This is a genomic window from Natronorubrum sp. A-ect3 (assembly GCF_041821125.1).
GTDB classification, from domain to species: domain Archaea; phylum Halobacteriota; class Halobacteria; order Halobacteriales; family Natrialbaceae; genus Natronorubrum; species Natronorubrum bangense.
Window position 1 is genome coordinate 619646 of sequence record NZ_JBGUBB010000002.1, and the last position, 20335, is coordinate 639980.

23 protein-coding genes and 2 tRNA genes are annotated in these 20335 nt (G+C 60.2%); 9 read left to right on the forward strand and 16 right to left on the reverse strand.

Annotation, left to right across the window (positions count from 1 at the left end; all coding sequences use genetic code 11):
- The first annotated feature begins 107 nt into the window (after positions 1–107).
- Positions 108–971, forward strand: a complete 864-nt coding sequence (gene pstB / locus ACERJA_RS09725; RefSeq protein ID WP_006064274.1) for a phosphate ABC transporter ATP-binding protein PstB — start codon at positions 108–110, stop codon at positions 969–971.
- 102 nt (positions 972–1073) lie between these two features.
- Positions 1074–1745 carry a phosphate signaling complex protein PhoU gene (gene phoU / locus ACERJA_RS09730; protein ID WP_373608000.1) on the forward strand — a complete coding sequence of 224 codons (672 nt, stop codon included), beginning with the start codon at positions 1074–1076 and terminating at the stop codon, positions 1743–1745.
- 75 nt (positions 1746–1820) lie between these two features.
- Here phoU and ACERJA_RS09735 read toward each other — a convergent pair whose 3' ends face one another.
- Positions 1821–2675 carry a polymer-forming cytoskeletal protein gene (locus ACERJA_RS09735; RefSeq protein ID WP_006064276.1) on the reverse strand — a complete coding sequence of 285 codons (855 nt, stop codon included), beginning with the start codon at positions 2673–2675 and terminating at the stop codon, positions 1821–1823.
- Between the two features lie 125 nt (positions 2676–2800).
- On the opposite strand from ACERJA_RS09735, the gene ACERJA_RS09740 reads away from it, so the two are divergent.
- From ACERJA_RS09740 to ACERJA_RS09750, 3 genes are all read left to right on the forward strand, one after another.
- Entirely contained in the window at positions 2801–2998 is a 198-nt protein-coding gene (locus ACERJA_RS09740; RefSeq protein WP_373608002.1) for a DUF5800 family protein, read from the forward strand.
- A gap of 203 nt (positions 2999–3201) precedes the next feature.
- Positions 3202–3286: transfer RNA gene (locus tag ACERJA_RS09745), tRNA-Ser, on the forward strand.
- A 108-nt stretch (positions 3287–3394) separates the two neighbouring features.
- Positions 3395–3592 (forward strand): hypothetical protein, encoded by a 198-nt coding sequence (locus ACERJA_RS09750; RefSeq protein ID WP_373608004.1) that lies wholly within the window; start codon positions 3395–3397, stop codon positions 3590–3592.
- Positions 3593–3631: 39 nt separating this feature from the next.
- Here the strand turns inward: ACERJA_RS09750 and ACERJA_RS09755 are convergent, their stop codons facing one another.
- Positions 3632–5164: a (R)-citramalate synthase gene (locus ACERJA_RS09755; RefSeq protein WP_373608005.1), complete on the reverse strand. Its 1533-nt coding sequence runs from the start codon at positions 5162–5164 to the stop codon at positions 3632–3634.
- Between the two features lie 324 nt (positions 5165–5488).
- Between ACERJA_RS09755 and hpt the strand changes: the two genes are divergently transcribed.
- On the forward strand, positions 5489–6049 hold the full coding sequence (gene hpt / locus ACERJA_RS09760; RefSeq protein WP_373608006.1) for a hypoxanthine/guanine phosphoribosyltransferase: 561 nt from the start codon (positions 5489–5491) through the stop codon (positions 6047–6049).
- A gap of 7 nt (positions 6050–6056) precedes the next feature.
- Here the strand turns inward: hpt and ACERJA_RS09765 are convergent, their stop codons facing one another.
- Complete coding sequence (locus ACERJA_RS09765) at positions 6057–6449, reverse strand: DUF192 domain-containing protein (RefSeq protein ID WP_373608007.1); 393 nt, start codon at positions 6447–6449, stop codon at positions 6057–6059.
- Between the two features lie 216 nt (positions 6450–6665).
- Positions 6666–7358, reverse strand: coding sequence for a type II CAAX prenyl endopeptidase Rce1 family protein (locus ACERJA_RS09770; RefSeq protein WP_373608008.1), 693 nt, complete (start codon positions 7356–7358; stop codon positions 6666–6668).
- A gap of 323 nt (positions 7359–7681) precedes the next feature.
- Between ACERJA_RS09770 and ACERJA_RS09775 the strand changes: the two genes are divergently transcribed.
- Positions 7682–8221 (forward strand): hypothetical protein, encoded by a 540-nt coding sequence (locus ACERJA_RS09775; protein ID WP_373608009.1) that lies wholly within the window; start codon positions 7682–7684, stop codon positions 8219–8221.
- A gap of 27 nt (positions 8222–8248) precedes the next feature.
- Here the strand turns inward: ACERJA_RS09775 and ppc are convergent, their stop codons facing one another.
- Together ppc and ACERJA_RS09785 are read right to left on the reverse strand one after the other, a co-directional pair.
- Positions 8249–10939, reverse strand: coding sequence for a phosphoenolpyruvate carboxylase (ppc, locus tag ACERJA_RS09780; protein ID WP_373608010.1), 2691 nt, complete (start codon positions 10937–10939; stop codon positions 8249–8251).
- A 501-nt stretch (positions 10940–11440) separates the two neighbouring features.
- Positions 11441–11728 carry a transcriptional regulator gene (locus ACERJA_RS09785; protein ID WP_373608011.1) on the reverse strand — a complete coding sequence of 96 codons (288 nt, stop codon included), beginning with the start codon at positions 11726–11728 and terminating at the stop codon, positions 11441–11443.
- 273 nt (positions 11729–12001) lie between these two features.
- Here ACERJA_RS09785 and ACERJA_RS09790 point away from each other — a divergent pair, with 273 nt between their 5' ends.
- Positions 12002–13510, forward strand: a complete 1509-nt coding sequence (locus ACERJA_RS09790) for an amidase (RefSeq protein ID WP_373608012.1) — start codon at positions 12002–12004, stop codon at positions 13508–13510.
- 65 nt (positions 13511–13575) lie between these two features.
- On the opposite strand, the gene ACERJA_RS09795 is transcribed toward ACERJA_RS09790, so the two are convergent.
- Both ACERJA_RS09795 and ACERJA_RS09800 read right to left on the reverse strand, forming a co-directional pair.
- Positions 13576–13650 (reverse strand) — tRNA-Glu (locus ACERJA_RS09795).
- A gap of 178 nt (positions 13651–13828) precedes the next feature.
- Positions 13829–15079 carry a helix-turn-helix transcriptional regulator gene (locus ACERJA_RS09800; protein ID WP_373608013.1) on the reverse strand — a complete coding sequence of 417 codons (1251 nt, stop codon included), beginning with the start codon at positions 15077–15079 and terminating at the stop codon, positions 13829–13831.
- Positions 15080–15227: 148 nt separating this feature from the next.
- Between ACERJA_RS09800 and ACERJA_RS09805 the strand changes: the two genes are divergently transcribed.
- Entirely contained in the window at positions 15228–15806 is a 579-nt protein-coding gene (locus ACERJA_RS09805; protein WP_373608014.1) for an MBL fold metallo-hydrolase, read from the forward strand.
- Between the two features lie 275 nt (positions 15807–16081).
- Here ACERJA_RS09805 and ACERJA_RS09810 read toward each other — a convergent pair whose 3' ends face one another.
- The 8 genes from ACERJA_RS09810 to rpl7ae form a co-directional block, all read right to left on the reverse strand.
- Positions 16082–16918 (reverse strand): ATPase, encoded by an 837-nt coding sequence (locus ACERJA_RS09810; RefSeq protein ID WP_373608016.1) that lies wholly within the window; start codon positions 16916–16918, stop codon positions 16082–16084.
- Positions 16915–17181 (reverse strand): DUF5827 family protein, encoded by a 267-nt coding sequence (locus ACERJA_RS09815; protein WP_373608017.1) that lies wholly within the window; start codon positions 17179–17181, stop codon positions 16915–16917. Before ACERJA_RS09815 ends, ACERJA_RS09810 begins: the two co-directional genes overlap by 4 nt.
- Before the next feature lie 194 nt (positions 17182–17375).
- On the reverse strand, positions 17376–17978 hold the full coding sequence (gene sod, locus ACERJA_RS09820; protein ID WP_006064293.1) for a superoxide dismutase: 603 nt from the start codon (positions 17976–17978) through the stop codon (positions 17376–17378).
- 179 nt (positions 17979–18157) lie between these two features.
- Entirely contained in the window at positions 18158–18568 is a 411-nt protein-coding gene (locus tag ACERJA_RS09825) for a hypothetical protein (RefSeq protein ID WP_373608018.1), read from the reverse strand.
- A 379-nt stretch (positions 18569–18947) separates the two neighbouring features.
- Positions 18948–19412, reverse strand: a complete 465-nt coding sequence (ndk, locus tag ACERJA_RS09830) for a nucleoside-diphosphate kinase (RefSeq protein WP_373608019.1) — start codon at positions 19410–19412, stop codon at positions 18948–18950.
- On the reverse strand, positions 19409–19729 hold the full coding sequence (locus tag ACERJA_RS09835; RefSeq protein WP_373608020.1) for a 50S ribosomal protein L24e: 321 nt from the start codon (positions 19727–19729) through the stop codon (positions 19409–19411). The genes ndk and ACERJA_RS09835 overlap by 4 nt, the downstream gene beginning before the upstream one ends.
- Positions 19729–19953, reverse strand: a complete 225-nt coding sequence (locus tag ACERJA_RS09840; RefSeq protein WP_006064297.1) for a 30S ribosomal protein S28e — start codon at positions 19951–19953, stop codon at positions 19729–19731. Before ACERJA_RS09840 ends, ACERJA_RS09835 begins: the two co-directional genes overlap by 1 nt.
- An 11-nt stretch (positions 19954–19964) precedes the next feature.
- Complete coding sequence (gene rpl7ae / locus ACERJA_RS09845; RefSeq protein WP_006064298.1) at positions 19965–20327, reverse strand: 50S ribosomal protein L7Ae; 363 nt, start codon at positions 20325–20327, stop codon at positions 19965–19967.
- Between the last annotated feature and the right edge of the window lie 8 nt (positions 20328–20335).

Consider the following 20335-nt stretch of genomic DNA (forward strand, 5'->3'; position numbering starts at 1 on the left):
GCGTACCGTAAGGGCGCTCGCGTATGAGTCCGGAACACGGTGCCAGCTGGTTCGGCATCCGTTCCGCAACAAGTAACTGCGTGAGTCCCAAGATTCAACTACCTCATATGACCACGAACGGTGGCGGCTCACGAACCGTATCGACGCCCGAATCATCCGGCTCCCGTTCGGACGCTGCGATGACCGACAACGCTCCACTCGGCTCGCCACGGGTCGACGATGCCGTCATCGAATCGCGTGGTCTCGACGTGTTCTACGGTGATGATCAGGCACTTCACGGAATCGACATGGACATCCCCGAGCGAAAGGTGACCGCACTCATCGGCCCATCGGGCTGTGGGAAATCAACGTTCCTGCGCTCGATCAACCGGATGAACGACCTCATCGACATCGCGCGTGTCGAGGGTGACCTTCGTTTCCACGGCAAGAACGTCTACGACGATGATGTCGACCCCGTCGCCTTGCGACGGAAGATCGGCATGGTGTTCCAGAAACCGAACCCGTTCCCGAAATCGATTCGCGACAACGTCGCCTACGGGCTCCGCGTACAGGGCAAAGACGACGGCGATGTCGATGCGAAAGTTCGGACCGCACTCGAGCGAGCAGCGCTGCTGGACGAAGTCGAAGACCAACTCGATTCGTCCGGACTGGATCTCTCCGGTGGCCAACAACAGCGACTCTGTATCGCTCGCGCGATCGCACCCGACCCGGAAGTCATCCTGATGGACGAGCCAGCGTCGGCGCTCGATCCCGTTGCAACCTCGAAGATCGAGGACTTAGTCGAGGAGCTCTCCGAGGAGTATACAGTCGTTATCGTCACCCACAACATGCAACAGGCGGCCCGCATCTCGGACAAAACTGCGGTCTTCCTCACTGGCGGTCATCTTGTCGAGTTCGACGACACGAACAAGATCTTCGAGAACCCCGAGAGCGACCGCGTTGAAGACTACATCACCGGCAAGTTCGGATAACGGCAAGCTGGTCGTCATCTCGGCGTCGATCACACCCGCGGCTGGTCGTTACGTTCTTATTTGAACATAAGTCTAATCACTGTCGAGCGAGCTTTCTGCAGTATGGCTCGGAAATCGTACCAGGAGAAACTCGCGGAGCTCCGCGAGGACATCCTCTATATGAGTGAAGTCGTTATGGAACGACTTCGAATGGGGCTCGATGCCCTCGAACAGAAAGACGACACGCTCGCTCGCGAAGTGATCGAAGGCGACGGTGAGATCAACCGGATGTACCTCGATCTGGAGCAAGACTGTATCGAGCTGCTGGCGCTCCAGCAACCCGTGGCAAGCGACCTCCGGTTTATCGCTGCCTCGTTTAAGATCATCACCGACCTCGAGCGGATCGCCGACCTCGCGGTCAATCTCGGCGAGTACACCTTAGACGCCCAGGAAGACCTCTTCCCCGACGTCGACGTTCAGGAGATGGGCGATTTGACGCTTGCGATGATCGAAGACGCAATGATCGCATACGATACCGAAGACACCGACGCGTGCAGAGAGCTCGCCAACCGTGACGACGACCTCGATCACTTTGCCGAGCGGGCAAGCGAGATCGTCGTCCGTGACCTGATCGAGCGCGAACTCCAGTCTCCCGATGAAGTCGAACTGTTGTTACAAGACGTCTCTCGGCTTCTCTTGACGATCCGTGACTTAGAGCGTGTCGGCGATCACGCGGTCAACATCGCCGCGCGAACGCTGTATATGGTCGAAAACGATGACGAGCTGATCTACTAATTCGACGCGTTCGGTTTTTCCATCGGCCACTGACACGGCGTGAAGTGAAACTCCACGACACCAGTCGTGGCGTACTCACTCAGGGTCCCGTTCGCTCGTTCCCATCGTGATCTCGCCGTCAGCACGGATCGTCCCATCGATCTCGGCGTCTGGGCCGACCTCGAGGTCGGCACACGAGACGTCGCCGAGAATGCGGGCGTCACCGTCGATGGTAACGTTTCCATCGCGGGTAGTCAGATCGCCATGAATGCGGGTTCCGTCACCGACAGTGACGTCGCCGCGGGCTCTGAGACTGCCGAAAATAGTTGTATCCGATCCCACATCGATCGTTTCGGCACGAACGTTGCCGTGGAGCCGACAGTCCTGTCCGATCGTGGCGGGCGTCGAAACTCGCCAGGCGTCGTCATTGACCGTCGCGTTTCTGGGGATGACGAGCGGTTCGACGTCGGCCGCTTCGTCTTCATCGACGAGTTCGTCGACGAGCTGTTGGGCAGTATCGTCCTCTCCGATGAGGAGGAGGTGTTTGAGATAGACAAAGAGGAAGACGATGGTCGGCATCGGGTTTCGAATAACGATCCAGCCGTTTGCCTCGAACCCTTCGTCGATTTCGACATCGTCGCCGATATCCAGATCGCCCGCGACTTTCATCTCACCGGCGACGTGGACGCGCTCGCCGATGTAGGCGTCCTGTCCGACCAGAACGTTCTCGGCGACATCACACCACATGTCGAGTCGGCAATCGCCTTCGGCTTCGATCGCACCGCCGAACTCGACGCTTTCGCCAGCGAGGACGTTACGACCGCGCACACCGAACCCGATCGCTGATCGAGCGCCGACGAGGACGTCACCGTCGGTAACGAGATCGACTTCCTTGGCTTGCGTGCCGTCGGGAACGACCAGCTCGTCGAGCGGATCCCTGCTGAAGGCCACATTCCGGACTACAGGAGGTATCAACTAATAAACCTCGCGCGTCGTCTGCCATGTGTCAGACACACGTCGGACGAGTTTCGCTTCAGGTCGCCTCGCTTTTAGTTGCCCATCGCATACATCACTCCATGACAACTCTCGCGTTCGACGACGACGGCGTCGATGTCGTCTACGAAGGCACCGAATTCCGTCTCGAGAAGGCTCTCATCGAGGAGGCAACGGAGAAATCGTACTACGACGTCACTGATCACGAAGTCCTGCAAATGGTCGCCGACCAGCCGAACCTGCAGGGCGAACCGCGCCGAGTCGGAGATATTCTCGACTGATCCGAATCGGGATCCCGTTTTACCGGTAATCGCTGGCCCGTTCGAGCGATCACCGGTAACGTATCATACCAGGCCAGATGAGTGGCCACGACACCGACGGCGGTATCGACCCGCCTCTTGAATCCGGTTTCGGTCGTGAACCGGTCACAATCACGGAGAAGAATCGAAACGGGTAAAAACATCACCCGGGTATGTACTGATGAGCCGAGATAGCCTAGCCCGGCCAAGGCGGTAGATTCGAAATCTACTGTCCTCACGGACTCGGGAGTTCAAATCTCCCTCTCGGCGTTTTCCAACATCTATTCGATGAGCGATGCAGACCGTCGCGGGTTCTCCAGTTGCCACCGTCTCGAATCGACTCGTCGGCTTGATAACGACTGAGGGAAACTCCCACGTATGGACACTCGTCAACGACTGATCGTCGGGAGTCTCTGGATCGGGGTCGCAGCGCTGATGGCGATCACCCTCGAGCCAGGCGTTCCCGACTCGGCCAACGCGTTCGCCCGACTGTTCGTCGTCATCGTTGCACTGTTTCTGGCTGGCATCTATCTGTTCGACCCGTGGGGGGTTCTCAGTCGACAGCCGTTTCACTAACAGCAGACAGGAATCCGAAGAGAGTGGTCTCGGGCAGTGTTAGTCGTCTGCCGGTGTCAGCGGCTGTTCGTCGGATGCAAGGAGCCGATCGAGCGCGTCAACCATCGCTTCGACGCTTGCGCGTGTGATGTCGGCTTCACTGCGGGCGACGGTCACCGACCGGTCGTTGCGAACCATCGTCACCTCGACGGTGACGACAGCGTCGGTGCCGCCCGTGACGGCATCGACGTGGTAGGACTCGAGTTCGGCATCGGCCATCGAGCCAAGCGCCTCGCGAACAGCGGAGACAGCGGCGTCGACAGGGCCAGACCCGGTGCCGCTGGCGACGCGTTCTTCGCCACCAACTGAGAGGCGGATGCTCGCGGTCGGAACGGCACCACCGCTCGTGGCGGTGAGATCCAGCAGTTCGACAACGCGATCGCGGTCGTCACCGGTGACGTCTTCAGCGATTGCGAGCAGATCGGCGTCGGTGACCCGGCGGCCGCGGTCGCCGAGTTCCGTCACGCGGGTCGCGATCGTTGCGATTTCGTCGCTGTTGGCCTCGACGCCGTGTTCCTCGAGCGTCGCTTTGACGCCAGCTCGGCCCGTGTGCTTGCCGAGGGCGAGTCGGCGCTCGCGGCCGACCGTTTCGGGCGCGTAGGGCTCGTACATCTTGTCGTCTTTGAGCGTTCCGTCGGTGTGGATGCCGCTCTCGTGGGTGAAGGCGTTCTCACCGATGACGGCCTTGTTCGGCGGTAGCTGAACGCCGGTCGCTCGAGAGACGGTCTGGGCGAGGCCGTATAGCTCCGTGAGTTCGAGTGTCTCGACGTCGTAGACGTGCGACAGCGCGATCGCGACCTCTTCGAGGGCGACGTTGCCGGCCCGCTCGCCGAGCCCGTTGACGGTACAGTGAACGAGGTCGGCCCCGGCGGCAATCGCCGAGAGCGCGTTCGCAACACCCAGTCCAAGATCGTCGTGCGTGTGGGCGCTAACTGGACCGAGTTCGGCGAGTCTCGAGACCGCTTCGGCGGTGCGTTCGGGGCCGGTGTGACCGACGGTGTCGGCGAAACAGACTCGGTCGGCACCAGCATTGAGCGAGGTCCCCATCAGCTCCTCGAGATAGTCGAGGTCGGCTCGAGAGCCGTCCTCACCGATGACCTCGACCCAGAGATCGTGGGCCGTGGCGTACTCGACGAGTTCGGCGGTTTTCTCGAGGTTGTCCTCGCGGGAGGTGCCGACTTTGTCCTCAACGTGGCGGTCGCTCGAAGGGACGACGAGATGGATGCCGTCGACGTCACAGTCGAGTGCGAGATCGATATCGGTCTGGATCCCGCGACAGAAGCTGGTGACGCGAGCATCGAGATCGAGGTCGGTGACCCGCGAGATCGCCTGCCGTTCGCCCGCCCCGGTACAGGCGCTGCCGGCCTCGATGACGGAGACGCCGGCTCGCTCTAGGGCGTTGGCGATCTCGACTTTTTCGTCGGGTGAAAGCGAGACACCAGGTGCTTGTTCGCCGTCGCGAAGCGTCGTATCGAGAAGGCGGACTGTACGATCAGATGGAATCGTCTGTTCGGCGGAGTGAGTTACAGGCAAGAGTGATACACTACGATTAGTTTCGTCGCGGAATTTCACGCCCAGCCGGGTTGCCCCGACTTCCTCTATCCTCGGACTCCGGCGTTGAGAACGAATCTCGTGCCATGGTATCAGATCCTAATGGATTATGCTGACTTAAATCCGCCGGTCCTGAAGCGAGCTTCGACAGCGGAGAGACAACGCCTGTGACCACATCGATCAGCACCCACTGAAACGGTCATCTCGCCCCGTGACACCCGACTCGAGGCTCCCGTCGTAAACGGCGTGACAACTGTCTGGCAGACCGGAGAGACGATATCCCTCCCCGGTGTATGGTACCAGTGTATGGACTCCACTCTGGAGCCGCTTGCGCGATCGCTTCGACAGGCCCCCGTCGTCGACCGGGATGGCTACGAATACTTCGTCCACGGCGTCACTGACGGGATTCCCCCGGTCGAGCCGGCAGTGTTGTCTGCGGTCGCCGATGGGATCAGCGAGCGTGTCGACCTCAAGTCCGTCGACAAGATCGTTGCGCCGGAAGCGATGGGGATTCACCACGGGACGGCGCTGTCGATCGCGACTGACGTGCCACTGGTCGTCGTTCGCAAGCGCTCCTATGGCTTCCCAGAGGAGGTCGCGGTCCATCAGGAGACCAGCTACGGCGAGAGCGAGCTCTATCTCAACGGTGTCGACGCCGGTGATCGTGTCCTGCTGGTCGACGACGTCCTCTCCTCGGGGGGCACGATCGAGGCCGTCTGTGACGCTCTCGAGGCCGTCGAAGCCGAACTCGTCGATATCGTGGTCGTCCTCCGACGGGTCGACGTCGACCACGCGGACGTCTCTCGGGACGTGACGAGCCTCCTCGACGTTCGCGTTCGGGATGGACAGGTCGAGATCCTCGAGTGAGAACGAATCAGGACGACTCGAGGACGAGTCGGTCGCCCGGTTCGAGGTCGCTTCCAGCGCCGGCGGGCAGTTCTACGAGCAGGTCACACCGCTCGCGTTCGAAACTCCGCCACGGCCGCAACCGCTCGACGCGCTGGACGACGTCGTCGACGACCCAGACCGCATCGATGGGGACAAAGACGAACAGCATGTGGACATCGCGGGTTTTGGCGGTGTCGAACCGAAACGCGAGCGCGTAGTCGTCGGGGAGCGAGCGCCGAAACATCAGTCCGCGCGTCTGGCTCAGGATCGACTCCGCGAGGTCGACGTCCGTCGCGACGACGTCACGCTGGGCAGTGCTGTCGCCATCCGTCTGCGGATCCGTCTCGCTGTCGGGTGTCGAATACTGGACCAGCCGCACATCCTCGAGTCGGAGGGCCGATCTCAAAAACCTTCTCGACAGGCTCGAGCGTCTCTGCCAAAATCCGTTACAGGTGATTAACGCCCTCAGAAGTATGCACAGGGCGAGCAGTTATCGGAACGGCTGTCGATCGCTTTGGCCGATAGTAGCCACCGACCGTCAGTGTGCACCCGAGCGCACGACAGCTGTGCGATCGGTGTGCACCAGTTTCAGTTGTTACGATAATTCTCTCGAACCGAGGGTGCCGCGAGTCAAGACAACCACGCCAATCGCCACGAGACACTGCACAGCGACAATCATCGTATACGGGTGTGCCAGTGCAGTATTCGGCGTACTCTCTGGTAGCCATAGGAGAGTCGCGTTGAACCCTGCATGAAACACCGCCACGACCAGCACGCTCTGCCCGGTAGTATGATACAGCAGGGTGTGGAGGATGCTGAGAGCAACGATCCCCACGACGAACACTACATAAGGGAGTTCAGCTGGATTCAGTGCACTGAACATGAAAAGTGGTGCATGCCACAGCGCCCATACCACACCGACGATCACGCTTGCGCCAAGGGCGCCGTAGCTCGTCTGCAACGCCGGCAACATCAGTCCACGCCAACCGATTTCTTCGTTTCCGCCGAACAAAACCACCGAAGCAGCCAACACTACCGGGTAGACAGCAACTGCGGGGGAGTCCGTCCGTGACTCTATTGGGACCCCAATTAACGACGCTCCAAGGAGTCCAGCGATGAATATCCCGACTGGGAGAACGAGAGTCAGGAGCCACCACCTGATGCCGACGCTCCATCTCGTCAGTTGGCGTTTTACTGTGGCAAATGTCCCTTCGTAATACCGCCAGACAGCGAGGGCAGCCAGTGCTGGTCCGAATGCACCTCCGATCGTAAACAGCCCTCGGAGCATGCTGCTTTCGACCAGATGCGCTGCTGCACCCCAAAGCGGCCAAGATATGATAAATGTGAGAACAACGAACGTCATCGATTGCGCTCGTGTTGGGACAGTTGCTTCCAGCGACGGACTGTTCATTCTGTACGGTATCCTCAATCGGTTTTGATGATTTATAACCTTCCCAAATCACGTCACAAAGGGCTCGACACAAAGAACTCAACGACCGAAATAGCATCTCCGGCTCGGTCACAACCCCCATTGACGTAGGTAGACTCTAACCATCCATACAGCACCCGTGAGGTTCAATTGGCGCCCTCACCAATGAGAGGCAACCGCACATGGAGAAAACGCCACAGGGAACCTCGGTCGGCGTCGACGACCCCTACGAGTTCGCTGGCCTCTGTGACCATCTCACCGGCGAGGGCCAGTGTCGGTACGCCCTCGAGCACTACAGCCACGATCCCGAGTTCGCCCGCGAACGCGCCAGCGAGGAGTACGCCTGTCCCGTCGTCGACCCCGAAACCGACGAGACGTGGGCGGACTGTCCGCATTTTCGCTCGCGCAACCGTGAGCGTGAGTGTGTCCGCTGTGGCCTCGAGGAAAAGCGGATGGCCCACGACAACGAGCGCCCGCTACTCGAGGAACACCACCTCTCTTATGCCCGCGACGGGACACAACTGAGCCACGAGATCACGGTCTATCTCTGTCGGTGGTGTCACGCGAAGGTCCACACCTCGTGGGCGCGGATCACTGACGATGCAGCCCGCGATCCGGAGGCGATCGCCGCCCTCGAGGAGCGGCGAGGTCGCGAACGCGAACAACTGGGGTTCGAGTCGGCCGCGGAGCGATACGACACTGGCGACGAACAGCGTCGCTGACCGCTCGCGACGAGCGACGACGGCGGACTATCCCGTGTTCTTCATGCCGGCGGCGACTCCTTTGACCGTCAGCCGAAGCGTTCGTTCCTCGATATCCGTGCGGTGGGTCTGATTGAGCAGGTAGACCTGCAACAGGTTCAACGGATCGACGTATGGGTTGCGCCGTGCCAGATTCTCACCGAGCCAGTCACGCGTATGCAGTTGGTCTCGCTGGCCGATGGTGGTGATCAACTCGGTCGCCTGCTGGTACTCCTCGCTCACCCGTGGGAAGAACTGGGCTCGAAGGTCTGCATCCGCCAGATCCGCGTACCGCTCGGCGATCTCGAGTTCAGTTCGGGACAGCGAGAGGGCGGCGTTGTCGAGTGTCGTCCGGAAAAACGGCCACTCGTCGTACATTTCTCGCAACGTCTCCATCGAGCCGCCACCGTCCAAGTAGGTTTCAATACCAGTCGCGAGGGCGTACCAGCCCGGCAGGATACACCGCGACTGGGTCCACGAGAACACCCACGGGATCGCCCGCAGATCCTCGACGGTTCGCTCGCCGCTTCTCGAGGCGGGGCGAGAGCCCAGATCGAGATCTTCGATGACGGTGATCGGCGTCGCCTGCTCGAAGTACTGGACGAAGCCATCGCTCTCTAAGAGATCGCGATACTCCTGTCGTGCGGCGTCGGCCATGGTCTCCATGGCGTCGACCCACTCCTCATGAACCTCCTCTTCGGGCTGGTCTTTCGCGTGCAGGCGCGCCCGAAGCTGGGCGTTCAGCATCTGCTCGATGTTTCGCTCGGCGATGCGTGGATTGGCGTACTTCTCGGCGATCGCTTCGCCCTGTTCGGTGAATTTGACCTGCCCCGTGACGGTGCTGTTCGGCAACGCCAGCAGCGCTTCGTTCATCGGGCCACCACCGCGAGAGATCGACCCGCCACGGCCGTGGAACAGCCGCATCGTCACGTCGTAATCGGCACAGATCTCGCCCAGTCGGCGCTGGTTTTTGTACAGTGACCAGTTTGCTGCAAGGAACCCGTTCTCCTTGTTCGAGTCCGAGTACCCCAGCATGATCTCCTGGGTGCGCCCGCGGGCCTCGAGGGCCTGTTTGTAAGCCGCATTCTCGAACAGCGTCCCCATGATCCGACGAGCGCCCGAGAGGGCGTACTCGGTCTCGAGCAGCGGGACGACGTCGATGCCGCAGTGTTCGGGCAGAGAGACGACACCAGCCTGATCGGCGAGGAACAGCACCTCGAGGACGTGACTTGGCTCCTCGGTCATCGAGATACAGTAGGTGTCGATCGCTTCGACACCGTACTCCGACTGCCAGTCGCCGAGGTTATCGAACAGTTCGAGCACTCGAGCCGACTCCTCGGTGAGGTCCTCGGTGTCAGCACAGTCGATAACACGGTCGTCCTGAAGGATCGCGTCGGTGAGTAACTCGGTCCGCTCGTCCTCCGAGAGGGCGTGATAGTCGATTCCCTCGCGTTCGAGGGCAGCGGCGATGGCATCGGTGTGGTTTTGCTGGTGTTCGCGCAGGTCCAGACTCGCAAGCGAGAAGCCGAACGTGGCAACCTGCCGTCGAATCGGGTCGACGTGGGCTTCGACGACGCTTTCGGCCCCGTTGTTTCGCAGACTCTTTGCGATCGCCTCGAGGTCAGCGAGCAGCCCGTCGACGTCCTCGTAGCCGCCGGGGCGGACGTCACCGACACGCTCGAGCCGTTCACGCATGAGCTTGAGTTTCTGGCGGTAGGGCTCGTCTGGATACCGCTCTTCGGCGGTCCGAGCGCTGCCGGGGAGCCGTTCTTGATCGGCCTCGAGCGTGCGCTCGAACGTGCCGCCAGTCTCGATCCGACTGCCGTCCTGGCTCAACACGCCAGACAGGCGTTTGAGCTGGTCGCGGTACTTCTCGAGGACGACCTCACGCTGCTGTTCGAGCGTGTTCGCCGTCACGTCGGGGGTCACATAGGGGTTGCCGTCCCGGTCGCTTCCAGCCCACGATCGGAACTCGAAGAGTTTCGGGATCTCGAGGGAATCCTCGATTTCGTCGTCGATCGCGTCAGCGAGTTCGTCGTACACTTCGCCGACGACATCGAACAGCGTGTTCTCGAGGTACCACTGGACGTTTCGGGCCTCGTCTTCGGGTTCGGGCTGGCGATTCCGAACCTGTGGCGTCTGCCAGAGACTCGTCACTTCGGCGTCGATATCCCGCCAGACCTGTCCTTCCTCCTTGTCCGTCAGCAGCCGTTCGTCTAAGGTCTCGAGTTGGGTCGATATCGTTCGCAGCTTCGATTTGACCGTCTTGCGCCGGGCTTCCGTCGGATGTGCGGTAAACGTTGGTTCGATCAGGACGTCGTCCAGCACCTGCTCGACGGTGTCGACGTTGCTCTCCGCTAACTCCGCGGCTGCCGTCTCGAGGCTATCCTCGAGCGTGCCTTCCTGCGATCCGGTCCGGATCGTGCGCACCCGCTCGCGCTCTTCGGCGAGGTTGATCAGTTCGAAGTAGGTTGTAAACGCACGGGCGACGATCCGCTGTCGATGCGGCGACAGCTCTTCCAGTTCTGCGATGAGCGGCTGGCGAGAATCGAGCTCGCCCGAACGGTAGTTGATCGCGTCCCGCCGGCACGACTCGACCGTCCTGAAGCCCCGTCGAGAGGTCTGCTCCTCGAGGACATCTCCGAGCAATGCACCCAGCTCACGGACGTCCTGTCGAACGTCCCTGTTATGCAATGGCATTTCCCGGCGATACGTGTTCAACATTAAAAACCCCCGTGTCGATCAGTCACACAGTACTACATTTTCGTTCATGATAATTACTGGCAGTAGAGTAAAAATTTCGATGCTCGACTTCGGGTCGTTTATGATAGAATTTGCATACTTCGAACACACTGTCTTATGAGTCGCTTTTGCCGGATAACCCATGACGTCGGTGCTCGCCTTCGATTAGTGTCCCACTGATGCGGGAGGCTGTTTCTCGGCAGCGCCATTCACTTTCACCATTATTAATGAACATCTCGGAAACAGCGGCCGTCGACTTCGCTTTGCACGTGGCCGACAAGCACCGTGAATGTGCTCGCGCGCGCTGGTCGTGTTGCGGTCACTGTCACTCCCGTCCCGTTCTCGGCCAGTCCATGAACTCGTGTTCAGTCCAACCGCAGGACATCACACAGTCAGCCAGAGCGATAGATCGCGTTTCGACCGCCCGGACGAGCAAAAGCAGTCCGTACGCTATCGCCTTCAGGGAGCCTCGACGGGCTCGGCCTCGACGGCCTCGCCGATCATCGACCAACCCTTTTCGTCGGGACCCTTTCGACCGACAAGAATCGCATCGTTATCTGCACTCGAGACGAAGCGATACGCGGCTCCGTCGTCGTCGTCTCGAGTGCCTTCTGCCTGAAACTCCTGTTGGAAGAACTCAGCGCCTGAGACGCGAAACACTGCTTCAGTCCCATCATCGAGTGTTAGTCTCACCGGATCAGGGGAGATGTTGTGAATCCGCTTTCCGATTGGGTTGAGATCGGCCATATCCGTTCGGAGACGCGCCCAGCAGTAAATGCTTCCGACGGCCGACAGGGGAGACGAGCGAGCACGAGTTGGCTGCGCTCGTTGTGCCCGGAGGCGACGCTGTGACAGCCTCTCCCAAAGGGTCGGAGTCGGAGAGCACTTCGACGACATCACAGCCCCTCGAGTGCGCACGCGTTCGAGCATCATCGCGAGCACACGTCGTATCCGTCGTCAGTCAGCCACACTGATGTGTGGGGAACGATTGATACCCGTTCCTCGCGACTGTGCATGGGAATGACACACGATAGCGTCCCACTCGAGGAAGCAACGATCAGCCAGTTTCACCGCGCGTTCGAGGCTGGCACGCTCACAAGCGAGGCACTCGTCGACCGCTATCTCGAGCGCATCGACGCCTACGACCGCAATGGTCCCGAACTCAACTCGATCATCACGGTGAACGAGGATGCATCGAAGCGGGCGGCCGAACTCGATCGAACGTTTGCCGATTCGGGAACGTTCGTCGGCCCACTCCATGGGATTCCAGTCCTCGTCAAGGATCACCTCGAGACGACCGACATGGCGACAACGTATGGCTCGGCGGCGTTCGACGGCTACATCCCCGAAACCGAATCCGAGGTCACACGCCGACTGCGTGATACGGGAGCGATCGTGCTGGCCAAAACGAACATGCCGGACTGGGCCACCTCGTGGTTCGGGTTCTCCTCGGTTGCCGGGCGGACGAAAAACCCGTACGAACTGTCTCGTGATCCGGGTGGCTCGAGCAGCGGTACGGGGGCAGCGGTGGCGGCAAATCTAGGAGCCGTCGGCATCGGAACGGACTGTGGCGGATCGATTCGCGTCCCCGCGTCGTTTACCAATCTCGTCGGGTTTCGCGTCACACCCGGTCTGATCAGTCGCACCGGTGTCAGCCCGCTGGTTTCACAGCAAGATACGGCTGGGCCGATGACCCGAACCGTCCGCGAGACAGCGACACTGCTTGACGTCCTCGTCGGCTACGACGCTCGCGACGACCTCACCGGCAACACAGAGTTGACCGCCGTTCACGGCTCGTACACCAACCATCTCCTCGCCGACGGATTCGATGGGGCTCGAGTCGGTGTGCTCCGGGACGGCTTTGGTGACGACGAAAATCCCGCCGCCGCGCCGGTCAACGACGTCATCGAACGGGCACTGACAACGATGCGGAATCTCGGTGCGACCCTCGTCGATCCGGTTGCGATTCCGGACCTGGAGACGTCTCTCGAGGAGACGATGTTGTACATCCTCCAGTCGAAACGCGATCTCAACGCGTTCCTCGAGGAGCGCGAGACACCTGTCGACTCCGTCGATGAACTGTACGAGAGTGGCCAGTACCACGACATTCTGGATCTGTTTATTGGCTTCGCCGAAGACGGGCCCGCGGATCTAACGGATAATCTGGCGTACTGGAAATGTCGAAACGCGCAGTATGAGTTCCAGCAGATCATTCTGAACGTGTTCGCGAGCCACGACCTCGATGCGATCGTCTACCCGGACGTGCAGGTCGTACCGCCAACGGAAGCCGAGATCCGGGATGGTGAGTATGAAACGATGACGTTTGCGACGAATACGATCATCGCTTCGCAGTCGTTGTGTAGTGCCGTCTCGATCCCAGCGGGATTTACCGACGACGGGCTGCCAGTCGGGCTCGAACTACTCGGACGGCCGTTCGATGAACCAACCCTACTCGAGCTCGGCTACTCGTTCGAACAGGCGACGGACCATCGCCAGCCGCCGGAGACAACGCCGCCGTTGTCGAACTGAGCGGATCCGTTCTCGATCACGAAGACACGCTCACTGCTGTGGTTAAATTGACGACGGGAAAAGGATGCTCCGACAGGGATTCGAACCCTGGTCATTGCCGTGAGAGGGCAATATGATTGGCCGGACTACACTATCGGAGCGGGCTTCGTCTGCATTCAATCGTTGTGCGTTTCGATGTTTAAGGGTTCCGTTTCAACCCGACAGTGTCGCCGTGTCTCACTGGTATTGAGGCCAACAGTAACAACTGAAACGGTTTGCACACCGATCGCACAGCTGTCGCGGATCGGGTGTGCACTGACGGTCAGTGGCGACTGTCGCTCACTCGTCGAACGGGGACTTCGTCGCCTCAGGTTCGTATCCCTCGAGGCTGATGATGTTTTCGCGGCCGACACGGAGTTTGCTGATCGTATCCTCTTCTTCCATATCCGAGAGGAGCATACTGACTTTGGATTTCGACCAGCCAGTTTCATCGACGATGTTGACCTGTTTCATCCGACCGCCGTTCTCGCGGATGAGCCTGACGACTCGATCTTCGTCAGTGAGGAGTTCCTCATCAGCGAGTGGAGCGGCGTCCGTCGACGGCTCCGTCTGCTGGTCGTCTTCGGCTGGCGCTGTCGTTGCAGCTGTCTCGTCGGGACCAGCAGGCTGCCCAGCACTCGCTCCGGTATCGGTTTCGCGCTCGGCTGACTGCCGTCGATACCAGAGACCACCGCCGGCGATTCCCAGCCCGATAATAGCCACAATAGCGAGATACCACGACATGTTATCGCTGCTGAGAGAGTCGCTCTCGGCTGTGGCACCGTCCTGGACGAGGACAGCCCAGGGCTGGCTATCGAGGAACTGCTGTTCGCCACTCCAGCGAACCGAATCAGCATCCTCGAGGTCGGAACGTGGATACTGGGCACTCTCTGCGGGTTCGACACGGTCGAATGTGAGATCGTCGGCGGCCTCGATCTCGATCGCCTGATCGGGGCCGATATACAGATTTTGGAAGACGTCACCGACTTCGACGACGCCGTCTTCGACGTCGGCAAACTCAGACCAAGTAAACGACATTTCGACGATTCCGCGCGTTCCAAACTGGTCTTCGACTGTCGCGGAGCGCTCGAAGTTTGTCGCGTCCATCTCCCGGTCAGTCAGCTCTCCACCGGAGTCGACCATGGCGTCTGCCTGCTCGGTGAACCCCTCATAGAGCTCAGTCTCCTCGGACTCGAACGCTGCAGCGAACTCCTCGAACGACTCGCGGTCGTCTTCTTCCGTCTCGTTGCCGGTTCCAAAGCGCTGTTCATATTGGAACGTCCACGTCGCACTCCCGTTTTCGTGGACAGTGATCTTGAACGTCGTCCGGTCAAAATCCTGCGAATCGCCAGTCAGCGAATGTGTCGTCTCTGGAGATGGCTGCAGTTGCATGGCGCTATCCATCTCCGTCTGGGTCTCCAGGACGGCTTGGTGGGGTTGAGACGAGGCAACCGTCTCATCTCCGGTCCCGGCAGCCGTCATCGGGCCGAGAGCGACGATGGAAACGACAACGACGAGAGCGATGAAAGCGACAGAGACCGGCCGGTTCATTCGTCTACTACTACGTGCCAGAGCTAAAAATGCTTGTGAATATGGGAATTGAAACGGAAACGACACAGCAACCGATCTCGAGCAGCAGCGCACATTTTCGTGGCGCCGTGTCGATACGCACAAATCGATCGATGGCATATCGTGAGCCATGATCGCTAATCTCGCACAGGGTGTGCAGGCCTTCACAAGTAACGTCTATCTCGTCACGGGCGACCGAACCGTCCTCATCGATACGGGGGCGAACTTCGACGTCGTCGAACCCATCCGTGAGCGAGTCGACGAACTCGATGCCGTCGTCCTCACACATACCCACCGCGATCACGTTGGCAACCTCGAGGCAGTCAAAGCTGCCTTCGACGTCGACGTGTGGGGGTACGACACGTCGATCGACGGCGTCGACCACGCGATTGCCGACCAGGAGACGGTCCAACTCGGCGATCACGAGTACGTCGCGCTCCACACGCCGGGGCACAAAAACGACCATCTCTGTTTTTATTCGGTCGACGCCGGCGTGCTCTTTGCGGGCGATTTGATCTTCCAGAACGGGAGTTTCGGACGGACGGATCTCGAGGAGGGTGACCGGCCGACGCTCATCGAGAGCATCGACCGCGTGCTCGACGTGATCGACGAAGACCTCACAGAGATGCATACGGGCCACGGGCCGAGTGTCTCGAATCAGCCCTACGGCCATGTCGAACTGTCGTCACAGATGGCTCGGCAGGCCTGAAGACGGACCGCGCCGGTGTCGATTGCTGACTCGAGATCGACGACACCGGCACTTGATCACTCGGACGTGACCACGTTGGGCGTCGGCCGGCTCGAGACCGACAGCGACCGCCTCGCTCCGACACGGCCTCGAGTCGGAGGACGACTGCGTTCCACTGGGTAGTCGTAACCACTGCAATCGACGAACACGAGTTCTCAGCTCGATACCTGTCGGTTTGGCGGCGATAGCTCGACACCGAACACCGAGAACAGAGCGCCAGGAGTCGCCGTTGGGTCTCATCGGCGCGTGCCGGCTGCATCCAACAACGCGTCGTAGGCGTCGCTGTACGCAGTCGCGATCCGTGCTGGCTCCGCCCGATCGGCGCTGCCAAGCGCCGGCAGGCGAACGCGCTCGAGTGGCTCGAGATACTCGAGCACGTCGGGGACACGTTTCTCGAGCGTCCCATCTTTCGGACTCGAACTGGTGATTTCGGCGGCCCGACAGTAGCGGTCGCCCGGATAGATGCTCGCACGACCGGGCTCGACGGCCGCGACGGCGCTGATCGCTGCAGGGTCGAGCGACTGCAGCGGCCGGGCGATGTCGCTGTAGGATTCGACGACAGCAACGGCCGACGATTCGATTTCAGCAGCCAGTTCCTCGAAGGCGGGGACGTATCGCTGTTCGGCAAGCTCGTTGCACTCGCCGACGGTTTCGACCGGGATCGCGTCCTCGAGCGGGAGCGCGTCGGCGACGACGTCCGGAATGTCGGCGGTCGCGTTGCGGACGAACGTCGACGCGGTGTCGTCCGGCCGACCAATGCGATCGACAAGGAACTCTCGATCCGACTTGCCGAGCAGTCCAGTCCCGCCATCGGGGGTTGGCCGCCACAGTCGGTGCACAGGATTGAGCGCTTCGGGGGGTCGGCCACAGTCTTCCGCCGTTGCGAGTCGGGCGGCGTCTTTGCCGTAGAGCCGCCCCTCGGAAAGCGCTCGCTGGCAGTCGTCGTGGTCGAACCAGAAGTCGTTCCCGGCACGGGGTTTGTAGCCAACCGCACCGGTTCGCTCGAGCAGGCCAACCGAGAACGTGGTCTTGCCGGCGTCGACACGATCGGCACCGACCACGAGGAGAATCATTCTTTCAGGCCATAGTAGCCGGGCTCGTCATCGTTGCGTGGTTCGGCGACCACGAGGTCGTCGGCGTTGGTCATCACCCACGGAATCGCCCAGTCGAGCAGGATATCCTCGGTTTCGCGGTCGATATCCGTGTCTGGCTCGAGCCCCTGCAGCAGGCGGGCGATCTCGTAGACAGTGTACATCTGATCGTCCTCGAGCAGTTCCTCGGGTGTATAGAAGTCACACGGCGGCAGGCTGTCGAACTCGGATTTGGATACGGGCATGCTCATCGCTACCGCTCTCAGCCGCCTAAATCGTTCGTTTCCCTACGACTGGTCCGCTCGATTACGACGGCTTCGATACCATCTCGTTCAATGGTGTGCCGGTCGGTGCGACTGACTGCGCTGTGGCTGCCAGGATCGTATCGTTGCAAAAAAACGTCAGTGTTGACTTGCTCGTCGCGCCTGCTGCGTTCAGCTTACTCGAAGTGGTCGAGACACTTCTCGTACTCTTCTGCGGCCTTCTCCCAGTCGACGACGTCGAAGAAGGCGTCGATGAAGTCGCCACGGTCTGGACCGTAGTCGTAGTAGTAGGAGTGTTCCCAGACGTCCAGTGCGAGGATGGGGTGCGAGCCCCAGAGTGCGCCCTGGTCGTGCTTGTCGACTGGGACGTTTCGCAGCTGCTTGGCAACCGGGTCGTACACGAGCAGTGCCCAGCCACCGGCAGCGCCGGCAGCGGCTTCGAACTCGCCTTTCCAACCCTCGTAGGAACCAAAGTCCTCCTCGATGCGGTCGGCGAGGTCTCCCTCGGGCTCGCCGCCACCGTTTGGCGACATGTTCTCCCAGAACAGCGTGTGGAGATAGTGTCCACAGCCGTTGTGAGTGACACTACCCAGCGCACCGGGCGTCGAGCCGAACTCACCGGACTCGCGGTTCTCCGCGAGGGTTTCCTCGGCAGCGTTGAGGCCGTTTACATAGCCCTGATGGTGCGTGTCATGATGCCAGGTCACGACCTGCTCGGAGATCGATGGTTCTAGTGCGTCGTAATCGTACGGAAGTGGTGGAAGTTCGTGGTCAGTCATTGAGTTTCACCTATCTGTTAGCTCGGTAGCTGGCGAGTTAAGTTTTAAGGAGAGCAATGCTATCATTCAGCATAATTTATCACCGCCACGTCGCGTGATTCGTCGCCGACAGCCGATAGACACCCCATCAGAGAGTGTCTACTCAGCATCTTCACGCCGACTGATAACAGCCCGTTGTCTTACTGCTGTTCTTTATGCTGGGCGTGTTCGAGCCACTCCTCGAGGGACGGCTGGCTCCAGTACCGGACCGTCTCACTGCGGTGATCGTGCTCGAGGATGCCCGCGTCCTCGAGTTTCGGCAAGTGCGTATGCTGCAGTTCCGTCTGGATCTGCCGCTGGCGTTGCTTGCGATCGGTTTCGGTAGTCGTCTCGGCGTCGGCACTCGACGTCGACTCTGACTCAGCCAGACGCTCCTGAAGAGTAACGACGCCGTCCAGAACTTCTTCGAACGTCGCGACACCGTCTGGCTGGTCGTGCAGATAGTAGAGTGTATATCGTCGATGACGATTCGAGAGCAGGTCGAAAATCAGGTCCAGCGACGGCGTTACCTGGGCTGTCGCTGCTGTTGACTCTCTCTCCGGATCATGCATCCACGGACCACCTACCGTCTGTTACCATTCGAAACCACCACTCGGATTTACTACAGCCGTCACATTAGATGTTACGTCTGTTTAGTCACGAACATGTGTGATATCTTAATATTTTTGAACACTCCAATGACACAGCCACCCCTCTGAAACAACTGCAGGACAACCGATAGAATGTTACACCAGTTCCAATCGAGAGCACACACGCAGGTGGCGGGCAGAACACGGCTCGAGAACGAGCCGTCGCTCAGTAGACGTGACTCGAGCCGATCAAACGCAGACACAGAAGAGTCAATCGTAGTGCTTTTGGCTGCTACAGTATCCGGTAGTCGATCAGTACTATCGAACCGAGAACAATGAGTTCGTCACCGAGACGAACTTGTCACTCGTACAGCCACTGAGCGTCGTGCTGATCGTAGTCGATCAGCTCGTCGTCGTCGAAGTGGATCGAAATCTCGCGCTCGTTTGCGCCCTCGTCCTCGTGGTCGGCGGCGTGAACGACGTTCCGACCGAGATCGAGTGCGTAGTCACCACGGATCGTGCCGGGTTCGGCCTCGAGTGGGTCCGTCTCGCCGATCATCTGTCGGACCTGTCGCGTCGCGTCCTGTCCTTCCCAGACCATCGGGACGACTGGACCGGACGTGATGAAGTCGATGAGATCATCGAAAAACGGCTTGTCGGTGTGTTCCGCGTAGTGTTCCTGGGCACGCTCTTCGGGCATGTTGATGACCTTGATGCCCACGAGTTTGAGCCCACGGTCCTCGAGTCGGGAGACGACCTCGCCGACGAGCCCACGCGCGAAGGCATCGGGCTTGACCATCACGAACGTGCGCTCGTGATCGCTCATTCCTCGTCCTCCTCGGACTCGTCGTCGACCTCGTCGGCCTCACCAGCGTCGTCGGCTTCGTCGGCCTCATCAGCGTCGTCAGCTTCGTCGGCCTCATCAGCTTCGTCAGCTTCGTCAGCTGCTGGCTCTGCAGGACCTTTGTCACGACGGCCGTCTTCGGTCCACTCCAGGTCGCGTGGTTCGCGACCGAGCTTGTAGTTTTTCTCCGCTTTCGAGTCGACAAAGTGGAGGATACTCCCGTCGTTCTGGACATACATGATGCCCGTTCCGGGTTCAATATCCTCGCCCGTGTAATCACAGGTTCGTTTCTCGACCATTATTGACCTCCGATGGAGTCTGCCTCACGGGCGGTCTCACGAAGCTGGAGCACGTCTCCTTCGCGAACCGGCCCGAGGCAGTTTCGGGTGATGATTCGTCCCTGGTTCTCGCCCTCCTTGATCCGGCACTTGACCTGCATGGCTTCACCGTGCATGCCGGTCTTGCCGACGATCTCAATGACCTCGGCGGGCGTAGAGCCGCTTTCTTCCTCTTCAGCACTCATCTCTGATCACCTCAGTCGAGGTCCTCGACCTTGCCGGCGATATCTTCGACGTCGTCTCCGGCTTCGCCGGTGTCGACGATCGCGGCGGCAGCCGAGCCAACCTCGAGGCCGGCAGCGTGGCCGACGTCGTCCTGTGTTTCGATGAAAATGACAGGAATGCCCTTCTCCTCTGCGAGGTCAGGGATGTGCATGACGATCTCTTCGGGGGAGACGTCTTCTGCGACGTAAACAAGGTCGGCGTTGCCGCGCTCGATTGCCTTCGTCGTTTCGTTGGTTCCTTTCTTTACTCGTCCGGTGTCTCGTGCGACCTCGAGGGCCTCAAGGGCGTCCTCTGCGAGGTCGGCTGGGATGTCGGTGGTTACGTAGACTGACATTGGTTGTT